This is a genomic window from Amycolatopsis sp. CA-230715 (assembly GCF_018736145.1).
Classification (GTDB): domain Bacteria; phylum Actinomycetota; class Actinomycetes; order Mycobacteriales; family Pseudonocardiaceae; genus Amycolatopsis.
This window is the reverse complement of record NZ_CP059997.1, coordinates 5,503,430-5,518,070: the sequence shown is the minus strand read 5'-3', so window position 1 is coordinate 5,518,070 and position 14,641 is coordinate 5,503,430. Positions and strand designations below refer to the sequence as shown.

General features: G+C 68.8%; 2 protein-coding genes (1 of these 2 only partly in view). Both read right to left on the bottom strand.

Features of this window, described 5'->3' with window-relative positions:
• Nucleotides 1-164, bottom strand: partial view of a non-ribosomal peptide synthetase gene (locus HUW46_RS26605; RefSeq protein ID WP_215541535.1) — the beginning only. The gene continues 16,423 nt to the left of window position 1, outside the view; the window shows 164 of its 16,587 coding nt (coding positions 1-164); the start codon lies at nt 162-164; its stop codon lies off the left edge, out of view.
• Nucleotides 164-14,641: a non-ribosomal peptide synthetase gene (locus HUW46_RS26600; protein WP_215541534.1), complete on the bottom strand. Its 14,478-nt coding sequence runs from the start codon at nt 14,639-14,641 to the stop codon at nt 164-166. The genes HUW46_RS26605 and HUW46_RS26600 overlap by 1 nt, the downstream gene beginning before the upstream one ends.

The window sequence follows — 14,641 nt, the reverse complement described above, 5'->3', positions numbered from 1 at the left end:
ACGTCACCGAGCGCGTCACGCAGCGCCTGTGCGTCGAGTTTTCCGCTGAGGCGCAACACCAGCGGCATGGTGTAGGTCGCCGACAGCCCGTCGAGCCGGTGGAGGAACCACAGGCGCTGCTGCGCGAACGACGCCGGGATCATCTGGTCACCCTTTTCACTCATCAACTCGTCTTCCCACCGGCGGGGCGGCGCATCGGCCGCAGCTTGGGACGGGCTTTCTGCTTCTTCTCGCCGAGCCGCCCTGCCAGCTCGGCCACCGTCGGGGCCTCGAACACCGCCCGCACCGGAAGTTCGGCGCCGAGCGCGGTGCGGACGCGGCTCACCAACCGGGTCGCCAGCAGCGAATGACCGCCGAGGGCGAAGAACCCGTCGTCGATGGTCACCGCGGGCACGGCTAGGACCTCCGCGAACAGCCCGCAGAGGACTTCCTCGCGCTCGTTCCGTGGTGCCCTGCCCTTGGTTCCCGTGTATTCCGGCGCGGGCAGGACGGCCCGGTTCAGCTTTCCGTTCGCGGTGAGCGGCAGCCGGTCGAGCACCACGACGGCGGAGGGCACCATGTACTCCGGCAGCCGTCCCGCGACCCGGTCGCGCAGAACCGACGGCAGCTTGTCCGTCCTGCGACCGTCGGACGGCGCGTTCGTGCCGCCGCTCCGTCCGATGTAGACGCCGGTCAGCGGTGATCGCGAGGTGGGCAGCAGCACCGCGTCGAAGGCACCGGGCGCGTCCGCCGACCAGGTGCACACCACGTCGAGAGCCCTCTCCGCACCCCACAAGCGAACGGTTTCCGGATCCACTCCACCGCCGACACCCGCTTCGCTCTTCAGGCGCGCGTTCGGGATTCCGGTGATCCGCACCGGACCGTCGACTGTGGACCCGATCGCGTCCAAGTCGTCGATCTCGACACCCCAGCCGAGTTTCGGTGCGGCGGACAGGTCGAGTGCGTCACCACCTTTGTGGACGGTGACCTCGTAGCGATGCCGGGTCAGTTCGTTGTGATGCGCGCCTTCCTTCAACCGGACGTCCACCGCGCCGCGACCGCCCGCCCACTCGGCGAAGTACCCGGGGTCGACGAGCAGTTCCTTCTCCAGCAGCACGGCACGGTCCACAGCGGCGTCGACGGCGGCGGGCGCATCCTCGGGTCGCTGTGCGTGGTGGACCGCGGCCCGGAACGCGCGCAGGGTGGCGAGATTGCGGACGTCACCGATCACGATCCGGCCGCCGGGGGCGAGCAGGCGCCACGCGAGGTCGAGCACCCGACCGAGGTAGGCCGCGTCCGGGAAGTACTGGACCACCGAGTTCAGCACCACGGCGTCGAAGGTCCCTTCCGGGAGACCGGACGCGTCGTCCGCCGGCTGGTGCCGCAGCACGACCCGGTCGCCCCACGCTTCGGTGCGTACCTGCTCGCCCAACCGGTCGAGCACCGACTTCGAGAAGTCGGTTCCCCAGTATTCGGTGCAGTGCGGCGCGAGCTCGGCCAGCAGCAGACCCGAGCCGACCCCGATCTCCAGAACCCTCCCGGCGCCCGCGACCCTGGCCACGGCCGCCGCGCGCCAGTCGCGCATTTCGGTCATCGAGATCGGGTCGCCGTCGTAGGCCGAGGTCCAGATCCCGAAGTCGTCACCCAGTTTCGCGGGTGTCGCCTCCTGGTACATCGCGTCGTAGATCTGTTGCCAGGCACCAACTTGCTCGTCGATCTCGCTCTCCGAAGCCGTGGCGCCAGCGGGCACCACGTAGGCGACGAGCCTGCGGTCGCCCGGCTGGTCCTCCCTGACCATCGCCGCGGCGGCCGAGACCCCGTCCTGCTCACGCAGCACGGCCTCGACCTCGCCCAGTTCGATCCGGAACCCGCGCAGCTTCACCTGATCGTCGGCGCGGCCGACGAATTCGAGCTGGCCACGGGTGTTCCACCGCACCAGGTCGCCCGTGCGGTACATGCGGCCCCGGCCGTAAGGCCGGGCGACGAACCGCTCCGCGGTCAGCCCCGGGCGGCCGACGTAGCCTCGCGTCACGCCATCGCCCGCGATGTACAGCTCACCGACGGCACCCTGCGGGACGAGCTGGAGTGCACCGTCCAAAACGAACACCTCGGTGTTCTCCAGCGGCTTTCCGATCGGGACACCGGTCCCGTCCAGCTCGGCGAACGTGGACCAGATCGTGGTCTCCGTCGGCCCGTACAGGTTGGTGACCGATCTCCCGCGCTCGCGCAGGGTCGCGGCGAGTTCCGCGGGCAGCGGCTCACCACCGACCAGGATGTCCACTGAGGACAGTTCGGGTGCCGGCTCGGCGGCCACGCCCGCCCACAGGCTCGGCGTCGCCTGCATCACCGATACCCGCTGCTCACGGGCCAGCCGCAGGACCTCACCGGGATCACGGGTCGTCTTGTCACCCGCCAGCACCACCGCGGCGCCGGTGACCAGCGGGAGGAACAGTTCGAGACCGGCGATGTCGAAGCTGATCGTGGTGGTCGCCAGCAGCCGGGAATCCGCTCGGAAGTCCAAAGCGGACGCCACGCTAGACAGGAAGCTGACCACGTTGCCGTGCGCGACCTCGACGCCCTTCGGACGGCCGGTCGACCCGGAGGTGTACAGCACGTATGCCGCGTTGTCCGGCCGCAGCGGCACCTGCGGGCCGGTGGCAGCGGTGCCCTCGTCCGCCGCCCACGTCCCGTCGACGACGACGGCGGGACGGGCGTCGGAAAGGATGTACTCGATGCGGTCCGCGGGAAAGCCGGGATCCACCGGGACGTACGCGGCGCCTGCCTTCAGCACCCCGAGGATCGCCGCGACCAGTAGCGGGGACCTTTCCAGAACCAGCGCCACCCGTCGCTCCGGCCCGGCACCGCGTTCGACGAGGGTCCGCGCGATGCGGTTCGACCACGCGTCCAGCTCGGCGTACGACCACGATCGCTCGTCGAAGACCAGCGCGGTGGCCCGCGGGTTCCGCGCCACCCGGTCCGCGAACAGACCGGGGAGCGTGCCGCTCGGCGCGCGGTCCCTGCTGCCGCTGCCCCAGCCGAGGAGCCTTTCCCGTTCCGCGGGCGCGAGGACGTCGACGCGACTGATCGGGGCGCCCGGTTCGGCGATCAACCCGGTCAGCAGCCGCTGCCATCGTTCGAGCAGCGCCTCGACGGTCGCCGTGTCGAACAGGTCGGTCGCGAACTCGGCCATTCCCGCGAACCCCGCGGGCGCGCGATCGTCGAACCGCTCGGTGAGGGACAGGAACAGGTCCAGCCGGGCCGTGCCCGTCGAAACCAGCTCGGGGCGCACCTTCAGCCCCGGCAGGTCGAAGCTCGGGCGGGTGTTGTTCTGCAGTGCCATCGACACCTGGAACAACGGGTGGTGCGCCATCGAGCGAGCCGGGTTCAGCACCTCCACCAGGTTCTCGAACGGGATGTCCTGGTGCTCGTACGCGGCGAGGCTCGACTCCCGCACCTTCGCGAGCAGCTCACCGAAGCTCGGGTCACCGGAGGTGTCCGCCCGGAGGACCCAGGTGTTCACGAAGAACCCGACCAGCTCGTCCAGTGCCTCGTCGGTCCGGCCCGCGATCGGCGAACCGATCGGCACGTCCGTTCCGGCGCCGAGCCGGGTCAGCAGCACCGCCAGCCCCGCCTGCAGGACCATCGACACCGTGGCACCGTTCGCCCGTGCCGCGGCGGTGACCATCGTGTGGAAGTCCGCGTCCCAGGTGAACCGGATCATCTTCCCCGCGTAGGAAGCCACCGCCGGGCGAAGCCGGTCGGCGGGCAGGTCGAGCGCCTCCGGCACACCGTCCAGTTCGGACTTCCAGTAGGCGAGCTGCCCGGCGTACCTGCTCTTGTCGTCGTCGCGGTCACCGAGGAGATCTCGTTGCCACAGCGTGTAATCCGCGTACTGCACAGGAAGTGGGGACCACCCCGGTTCGGTGCCGGTGGACCGCGCCCGGTAGGCCTCGACGAGGTCCCTCGCGAGCGGGCCAACCGACCAGCCGTCGCCCGCGATGTGGTGCAGCACCACGACCAGTACGTGCTCGTCGGCGTCGCCGTGGAAGAGCGAACCACGCACGGGGAGTTCCGCGGCGAGGTCGAACGGGTGGCGCACGGCCTCGTGCACCGCGTCGTCGAAGGCGCCCGAGCCAATATGGCGCCGCTGCCACGGCACCGTCGTTTCGCCTGGGTCGAGGATCCGTTGGTACGGCTGGCCGTCCCGCTCCTCGAACACGGTACGCAGTGATTCGTGCCGGGTCACGACGTCGACGAGCGCGGCGTGGACCGCGTCGGCATCGACCTGCCCCGACAACCGCAACACGAGTGGCATGTTGTGGGTGGCTGAGGGCCCTTCGAGCTTGTGGAGGAACCAGAGTCGTTGCTGCGCGTGGGAAACGGGGAGTACCCCGGATCGTGCCACTGGCGCCAGGCGTGGGCGTGCTTGCTGATCGGTGTCGAGCCGCCCGGCCAGTTCGGCGACGCTGGGCGCTTCGAAGATCGCACGCACCGGAACCTCGACACCCAACACAGCCCTGATCCGGCTGACCAGCCTGGTCGCGAGCAGGGAATGACCACCCAGCGCGAAGAACCCATCGTCCACACCCACCGAAGGAACCCCCAGCACCTCGGCAAAAAGTCCACATAGGACTTCTTCGCGTGCGGTCCTCGGTGCCCTGCCTTCGACGCTTGTGTATTCGGGTGCGGGGAGTGCGGCGCGGTGTACTTTGCCGTTGGCAGTCAGCGGCACGCTGTCCAGGTGTACGAAGGCTGACGGCACCATGTACTCCGGCAGCCGCGACGCGATGGCGGTAGAGAGTGTCTTGTCGTCTATTTCGGACACGACGTAGGCGACCAGGCGTCGGTCGCCTGGCTGGTCTTCACGGACCATGGCGACCGCAGCCGCCACGCCCTCGATTTCACGGAGGATGGTTTCGATCTCGCCGAGTTCGATCCGGAACCCGCGCAGCTTCACCTGATCATCCGCACGCCCCACAAAGTCCAACACCCCACCAGCAGACCACCGCACCAAATCCCCCGTGCGATACATCCGCCCACCGCTGGTGAACGGCGACGCCACAAACCGCTCCGCGGTCAGCCCCGCCCGGTTCACGTATCCGCGTGTCACGCCCTCGCCCGCGATGTACAGCTCACCCACCACACCCGGCGGCACAAGCCGCAGGCCACCATCGAGCACGAACACCCGCGTGTTGTCCAACGGGCGCCCGATCGACACACCCGACCTGTCCAGCCGAGCGACAGTGGACCAGATCGTGGTCTCCGTCGGCCCGTACAGATTGGTCACCGACCGCGCCAAACCCACCAACTCGGCAGCAAGCTTGTCCGGCAGCGCTTCACCACCCACAAGAACGTCCACATTGGACAGTTCGGTATCGGCTTTGGCGACCACGCCCGCCCACAGACTCGGCGTCGCCTGCATCGCCGAGACCCGCTGCTCTCGGATCAGGCGCAGAACCTCACGGGGATCCCGTGCGACCTTCGCTTCCGCCAGCACCACCGCGGCACCGGTCACCAACGGCAGGAACAACTCTAACCCGGCAATATCGAACCCGACCGTCGTCGTCGCCAACAACCGCGACCCCGAACCAATACCCACAATGGACTTCATGCTCTGCAGGAAGCTCACCAGATTGGCGTGCGTGACCTCCACACCCTTCGGCCGACCCGTCGACCCCGACGTATACAACACATACGCCGCCCACTCCGGCGCCACCGGCACACTAACCGGGGAGTACCCCGCTACGTCCACCTCACCATCCAGCACCACCACCGGAGCGGCATCACCCAGCATGAACTCCACACGTTCAGCCGGGAAACCGGGATCCACCGGCACATACGCCGCACCCGCTTTGGCGACCCCCACCATCGCCGCCACCACAAACGCCGACCGCCCCACCATCAACCCAACCCGACCACCAGGACCAACACCACGCTCAACCAAATACCCCGCGATCCGACCCGACCACACATCCAACTCGGCAAAGGTCCACGACTCACCACCACACACCAACGCCACCGCATCCGGGGAACTCCCCACCTGACGCCCGAACAACCCCGGCAGGGTCTGCACGGTGCAGGCGTCGGACCGATCGCCCCGCCCCCAGGTCTCGAGCCGGGCCACCTCACCGGGAATGAGGATTTCGGCGCGGCTGATCGGGGCCCCGGGGTCGGCGACGAGCTGGCGAAGCAGGCCTTGCCAGCGGTCCAGGAGCTTGTGGACGGTCGCTGCTTCGAAGAGATCCGTGGCGAACTCGGCCATACCCGCGAGCCCGGCCACGGCACCGTCCTCGGTGTGCTGTTCGCGCAGGGACAGCGCGAGGTCGAACCGGGAGGTACCGGTGGGCACCGATTCCCGACGAACCCGCAGGCCCGGTAGCTCGAACTGGGACCGCGCATCGTTCTGCAAACCGAGTGAGACCTGGAACAGCGGGTGGTGCGCCATCGATCGCGCCGGGTTCAGCACCTCCACCAGGTTCTCGAACGGAATGTCCTGGTGCTCGTATGCGGCAAGGCTGGATTCGCGCACCCGTCCCAGCAGATCAGCGAAGCTCGGGTCGCCGGAAGTGTCCGCGCGCAACACCCAGGTGTTGACGAAGAACCCGATCAAGTCGTCGAGCGCCTCGTCGGTGCGACCGGCGATCGGCGATCCGATCGGGACATCTGTTCCCGCGCCGAGCCGGGTCAGCAGGACAGCCAGCCCGGCCTGCAACACCATCGACACCGTCGCACCACTCGACCGCGCCAGTTCCCCGATCGACGCGTGCAATTCCGCATCCCACTCGAACCTGGCGACATCTCCCTCGTAGGACGACACGGGTGGGCGAGGCCGGTCAGTCGGGAATTCGAGCGCCTCCGGCAGACCGTCCAATGCGGACTCCCAGTGCGCGAGCTGACGGCGGTACGTGCTCTGCGGATCCTCGCGGTCGCCGAGGAGTTCCCGCTGCCACAGGGTGTAGTCCGCGTACTGCACCGGCAACGGCGACCAGTCGGGCAGGCGCCCCTCCGCCCGGCACCGGTACGCGGTCACCAGGTCCCGTGCGAGCGGTCCGAGCGACCAGCCGTCCGCCGCGATGTGGTGTAGCACTACGGCGAGTATGTGTTCGTCGTCGCTGATGCGGAGCAGGGTGCCTCGGACCGGTATTTCGGTGGCGAGGTTGAAGGGGTGTCGGACGGTGTTGGTCAGTGCGGTGTCGCTGTAGTCCTGGTGTTTCCAGGGAAGTTCGATGTCGTCGGGGGTGAGGATGTGCTGGAAGGGTTCTCCGTCGTGTTCGTCGAGTAGGGTGCGCAGGGATTCGTGCCGCACGATCACATCGGACAACGCGGCGCGCAGTGCGTCGGTGTCGAGTTCGCCGGTCAATCGGAGCACGAGCGGCATGTTGTAGGTCGCTGACAGGCCACCTAGTTTTTGCAGGAACCACAACCGCTGTTGCGCGAACGACACCGGCACCACCTCCGGCCGTGGCATCGGCACCAGTTTCGGCCGCACCGTCCCCGAATCCGACTCGACCACCGCCGCCAACTCCGCCACCGTCGGCGCCTCGAACACCGCCCGCACCGGCACCTCGACCTCCAGCACCGCACGAATCCGGCTCACCAACCGCGTCGCCAGCAGCGAATGCCCACCCAACTCGAAAAACCCATCATCAATACTGACCACACCCACCCCCAACACCTCCGCGAACAGACCACACAACACCTCCTCCCGCGCGGTCCGAGCCACACGCCCCTCACCCGACACCTGATCCGGCACCGGCAACCCAGCCCGATCCAACTTCCCATTCACCGTCAACGGCAACCGATCCACCACCACAAACGCCGACGGCACCATGTACTCCGGCAACCGCTCGGCCACCCGCGCCCGCAGTTCTGACGGCAACCTGCTCGCCACACGGGCGCCAGCGGGCATGGTCGTGCGGGCGTCATGTCCGATGTAGACACCGGTCAACGCGTCGTGGCGCTCCGGCAGCAAGATCGCGTCGAAGGAATGGGGATCGTCCGCATTCCACGTCTGCACTGCTTCGATGCCTTGGGATTCCGCCCAGGTGCGAATGGTCTCCGGGTCGATGCCGGTATCGGTTCCGGTTTCGGTGGCCAGCCGGGCGTTCGGGATTCCGGTGATCCGCACGAGCCCGCTCTCGATCTCGTCGAGAGTGCGCACGTCCTTACCCCACACCAGCCGGGGTAGGTCGGATACGTCGAGCACATCGGATTGTGCTTTGTGGATGGTGACTTCGTAACGGTGCCGGGTCAGCTCATTGTGGTAGGCGCCGTTTTTCAACCGCACCTCGACCGCGCCCCGGCCTTTGGCCCATGCGGTGAAGAAACCGGGATCGATCACCAGCTCCTTCTCCAGCAACACCGCGCGCTCCACCGCCGCGGCCACCGCCTCCGGGCCATCCTGCGGATGCCGGGCGCGGTGCACCGCGGACCGGAACGCCCGCAACGTTCCCCGATTCCGCACATCCCCCACCACAATCCGTCCACCGGGCGCCAACCGCTCCCACGCCAACTCCAGCACCCGGCCCAAATACCCCGCATCCGGGAAGTACTGCACCACCGAATTCACCACCACCACATCGAAAAATCCCACCGGCAGGCCCTCGGCCTCGTCCGCGGCCTGCTGCCGCAAAACCACCCGGTCGCCCCACGACCGTTCCGCCACCTGCCCCCGCAACCGCTCGATCACCGCACCCGAAAAATCCGTCCCCCAATACTCCACACACCCCGGCGCCACCTCCGCCAACAACAACCCCGACCCCACCCCGATCTCCAACACCCGAGCCACCGACCCCACCCGCTCCACCGCCGCGGCACGCCACAACCGCATCTCACCCAACCCGATCGGCTCACCCGAATACGAACTCACCCACCCCGTGAAATCCTCCCCCAACACCCCACCACCGGAATACATCTCCTCATACACCCCACGCCACTCATCCACCTGCTCCACCACATCACCCACACCAACACCCACCCCCGCCACCACATACCCCACCAAACGACGATCCCCAGGCCGATCCTCACGGATCACCACCGCCGCCTGCGAAACCTCATCCCGCTCCCGCAGCACCGCTTCGATCTCACCCAGTTCGATCCGGAACCCGCGCAACTTCACCTGATCATCCGCACGACCACCGAAGACCAACTCACCACGGGAATTCCACCGAACAACATCCCCGGTCCGGTAAAGACGGCCCCCACCAAAGGGATTCGCCACGAACCGCTCCGCCGTGAGTCCGGGTCTGCCGAGATAGCCGCGCGCCAGCTGGACACCACCGAGGTACAGCTCGCCGAGCACACCGGGTGCGACCGGGCGCAACGCGGCATCCAGCACATAGACCCGGGTGTTCCACACCGGACGACCGATCGGCACCACGTCCACACCGGGCGAACTGCGCCAGTGCGTCACGTCGACGGCCGCTTCCGTTGGGCCGTAAAGGTTGTGCAGTTCCACGTCGAGGGTGTCGTGCAAACGGTTCGCGAGCGAGGCCGGAAGCGCTTCGCCGCTGCAGAAGACCTGGCGCAGGCTCGTGCACTCCGCGACCGACGGCTCGGCGAGGAACGTCTCCAACATGGAGGGTACGAAGTGGACGGTCGTAATACCCTGCGTGCTGATGAGGTCGGCGAGATAGGCCGGGTCCCGGTGACCGTCCGGTTTGGCCACCACCAGCGTGGCACCGGCGGCCAAGGTGCCGAAGAACTCCCATACGGAGACGTCGAAGCTCGACGGCGTCTTCTGGAGCACCCGGTCGCGCGCGGAGAAACCGTACTCCTCCACCATCCACAGCAGACGGTTCACCGCGGAACGATGGGAGGTGACCACACCCTTCGGGCGCCCGGTCGAGCCGGACGTGTAGATCACGTAGGCCGCCTGGTCCGGCAGGATCGTGATCTCCGGTGCGTGTTCGGGGTAGCCATCGACGTCGCGCACTTCAGCGGGATCGGCCAAGACGGCCGACGGGGCCGCGTCGGCGAGCATGAACTCGACGCGCTCGGCCGGGTAGTCCGGGTCGACTGGCAGGTACGCGGCGCCCGCGCGCAGCACGGCGAGCAATGCCACCACGAGTTCGAGCGATCGCGGCAGCGAGACCGCCACGATGTCGCCCGGCCGCACTCCGCGATCGGCCAGCCGGTGCGCGAGGCGGTTCGCCCAGCTGTCCAGTTCGGCGTAGGTCAGCGCCGTGCCTTCGAAGACCACCGCGGTGTCCGACGGGCGGGTGCGGGCGACGAGCGCGGGCACGGTCGTCGCCGGTACCGGGTGCTCGGTCCGGTTCCATCCGGTCAGCACCTGTTCGCGTTCGGCGGGCGTCAGCACCGCGGCGGTGCCGATCGGCGCGGCCGGATCGGCGAGCAGCAGGCGGAGCAGCCGCTGCCACCGGTCCAGCAGCAGTTCGACGGTGCCCGCGTCGAACAGGTCGGTGGCGTATTCGACGACACCCGTGATCCCGTCCGGCGCGCCGTCGTCGAACCGTTCGGTCAGGGAGAAGAGCAGGTCGAACCGCGCGGTGCCGGTGGAAACCTTGTCCAGCTCCACCCGCAGGCCCGGCAGGTCGAAGCTCGGTTGGAGGTTGTTCTGCAGTGCGAGCCACACTTGGTACAGCGGGTGGTGCGCCATCGAGCGCACCGGGTTCAGCGCTTCGACGAGGTGCTCGAACGGCAGGTCCTGGTGGTCGTAGGCGGCGAGGCCGGTGTCGCGGATCCTGGTCAGCAGCGCGCCGAAGTCCGGATCGCCCGAGGTGTCCGCGCGCAGCACCCACGAGTTGACGAAGAATCCGACCAGCTCGTCGAGCGCGTCGTCGGTGCGGCCCGCGATCGGCGACCCGATCGGCACATCCGTACCCGCGCCCAGCTTGGTCAGCAACGTGGCCAGCCCCGCCTGCAGGACCATGGACACGGTCGCGCCGTGCTCGCGCGCGCGGCTGGTGATCGCCGCGTGCAGGTCCGCGTCCCAGGTGAACCGGACCAGGTCGCCCGCGTAGGAGGCCACCGCGGGCCGCGGCCGGTCCGACGGCAGGTCGAGCACGTCCGGCAGACCGTCCAAATGGGACTGCCAGTAGGCGAGCTGCTTCGCGTACCTGCTGTCGGGGTCTTCCCGGTCGCCGAGCACCTCCCGCTGCCACCGCGTGTAGTCCGCGTACTGCACGGGAAGTGGGGACCACCCCGGTTCGGTGCCCGTGCTGCGCGCCTCGTAGGCCGTGACCAGATCCCGCGCCAGCGGTCCGAGCGACCAGCCGTCCGCGGCGATGTGGTGCAGCACCACGGTCAGCACGTGGTCCGCTGGCCCCGTCCGGAAGAGCGAGCCGCGTACCGGCACCTCGGCCGCGAGGTCGAACAGGTGCCGCGCGGCACCTGCCAGCGCGTCGTCCAGCTCGGCCGCGTCGACCGTGCGGAAGTCCCACGGCACCGGCACCGAGTCGAGAACTCGTTGGTACGGCTGGCCGTCCCGCTCTTCGAACACCGTGCGCAGCGACTCGTGCCTGGCTACGACGTCATGCAGCGCGACACGCAGCGCCTCGACGTCGAGTTCGCCGGTGAGCCGCAGGACGAGCGGCATGTTGTAGGTCGCCGACGGTCCTTCGAGCCGGTGCAGGAACCACAGCCGCTGCTGTGCGAACGACACCGGCACCCGCTCCGGCCGGTCCGCCGCCACCAGCCGCGGCCGTGCGTCCGGTGTGCCCGCGTCGATCCAGGCCCCCAGTTCGGCGACGGTCGGCGCTTCGAACACCGCCCGCACCGGCAGTTCCACGCCCAGTGCCGCCCTGATTCCGCTGACCAGCCGCGTCGCGAGCAGGGAATGCCCGCCGAGCGCGAAGAACCCGTCGTCGACGGTCACCGCGCCGGCGCCGAGCACGTCGGCGAACAGTCCACACAGGACTTCCTCGCGGGTGGTACGCGGCGCCCGACCCGGCCCGGCCGCGTACTCCGGCGCGGGCAGCGCGGCACGGTCCAGCTTGCCGTTCGCGGTCAGCGGCAACCGGTCGAGCGGCACCACGGCCGAGGGCACCAGGTACCCGGGCAGCCGCTCGGCCGCGGCCGAGCGCAGTTCCGTCGGGTCCGCCGGGCCGACCGCGTAGGCGACGAGCCTGCGGTCACCAGGCCGGTCCTCGCGGACGATCACGGTCGCCGCGGACACCCCGTCCTGCGCGCGCAGCACGGCTTCGATCTCACCGAGTTCGATACGGAACCCGCGCACCTTCACCTGGTCGTCCGCGCGGCCGACGAACACGAGCCTGCCTTCGGCGTCCCACCGGACCAGGTCACCGGTCCGGTAGAGGCGGCCGTCGCCGAAGGGGTTCGCCACGAACCGCTCCGCCGTCAACCCCGGCCTGCCGACGTACCCCCTCGCCAGCTGCGGCCCCGACACGTACAACTCGCCCACCACGTTCGGCGGCACCGGGCGCAACGCCGCGTCCAGCACGAAGACCCGCGCACCCGCGATCGGCCGTCCGATCGGGACCGTGGTCCCGGCACCGGTGAGCGGCTCGCTCATCGCGGCGCACACCGTGGATTCGGTCGGACCGTACGCGTTGATCACCCGTCTGCCCGGTGCCCAGCGCGCGACCAGCTCGGCGGGCGCGGCCTCACCGGCCACCACCAGCGTCCGGAGCTCGGGGAGCGCTTCCGAATCGTCCATTGTGGACAGAACGGAGGGCGGCAGGGTGACGTGGCTGATCCGCTCGTCGCGGAGCAGCGCGGCCAGCTCGCCGCCAGCCGATGCGGAACCGAGTACGAGCGTGGCGCCCGCGGCCACCGAGGTCGCCAGCTCGGACACCGACGCGTCGAAACTCGGCGACGCGAACTGCAGCACCCGGCTCCCCGCCTCGATGGCGAACCGCTCCACCTGCGCCGCCGCCAGCGAGCCGACGCCTCGATGGGGCACTTCGACGCCCTTCGGCCGCCCCGTCGACCCCGACGTGAACATCACATACGCGGTACTCCCCGGATCGATCTCGATCTCCGGAGCAGAAGTGGGGAACTCCCCAGTTAGACCCGCGTCGGCCCAGGCCGCATCGAGCACGACGACCGGCTGCGCGACGGCGAGCATGTACTCGATCCGCTCGGCGGGATATCCCGGATCCACCGGCACGTAGGCAGCGCCCGCTTTCAGCACGCCGAGGATCGCCGCAAACAGAACCGGGGACCTCCCCAGTTCAACGGCCACGCGCTGCCCCGGCCGGACACCGCGTGCCACCAAGGAATGCGCGATCCGGTTCGCCCAGGCGTCCAGCTCCGCGTAGGTCCACGTATCCCCGTCGCACACCAGCGCGGGTGCATCCGGGGAGATCCCCACTTGCCGCGCCAGCAGGCCCGGCAGCGTGTCGCCGAGCACCGGCTGGTCACCGCGCCCCCAGGCGAGCACCCGGTCCCGTTCGGCCGCCTCGAGCGCAAGCGCCGCACCGACTGGTTCGTCCAACCCGGCCTCACCGAGATGGATGAGAAGGCGCACGAGCCGCTCGTGATGGTTAGCGAGATCGGTCTCGCCGTAGAAGTCCGCGTCGGCGTGCGAGTCGAAGCGCAACCCGCCTTCGGGAAGGCGGCAGAAGAAGAGCGACAGGTCGTCGACCGGGCTCTGCGACACCTTGTGCAGCACGGCTTCCTGGTCGCCGAGCCGGAACGAATCGCTCAGCGGCAGCTTGTTGAGCACCGGCCCGAAGTAGGGCCCGCCGGGATGCGGAACGAGATCACGGCGAATTTCCTCACCGCGGTAGTCCTGGAACCGCATGACTTCCGCGATCTCCGCCGAAACCGCAGCACACAGGCTCGCCCACGACTGCGCCCTGGTGACGGAAACGCGAACAGGAACCACGTTCGCGGTGACGGTCGGCAGATTTCGCGCACTTTCCGAAACGCGTCCACTGACCGGAAGACTCAATAACACATCCTCGTCGCCGCGAACCCAGGAGACGTACGCCGCCGCGGCCGTCGCCACCAGACGAAACCACGGGACCCCCGCCGCCGAAGCGACCTCGGCAATTCGAGTGAATTGCGCACCGGAAAGCACCGTCGTTTTCCGACGAGCAGCACTCGCGAGTTTCGCGCCACCGGCGACATAGGTCGGCGCTGGCCGATCAGCCAGCCGCGACTTCCACCACTGCTCCGTTTCGGCGAACTCCGCCGACGCGCGGTGGCGCTCCTCCGCTTCGAGGTAGTCCGAGAACTGGCCGAACCACGGTTCACCGGCGTCCTCGCCACGGCTGAGCGCGGTGTACACCTCGGCGAGCCGCCGGTTGATCCTGGCGATCCCGATCCCGTCGACCACGAGGTGGTGGTACCCCTGGAAGAGCCACGAGCGCTCGGCCGACAGGCGCAGCAGGGTGAACTCGAAGACCGGGCCTTTTTCCAGGTCGTAGGGAACTTTCAGCCGATCGTGCAGCCACCGCTCGGCTGCTTCCGCCGGCGCCGCCTCGCCGGAGAGGTCGACCGTGCGGAGCACGTGCTCGGGCGCCTCGGCGAACCGCTGCACCGGGCGCCCGCCGACCTCGGCGAAGACGCTGCGCAGGCACTCCGCCTCCGAGACGACCACACGCAGCGCGCTGTCCAGCACCGGGACGTCCACCGGGCGGCGGAGATCGAGAAACAAACCGATGTTGTAGGAAAGCTCCTCGCGGTTTACCTGGCTCGCATACCAGATTCCGCGTTGTGCGGCGGAAAGTGGCAC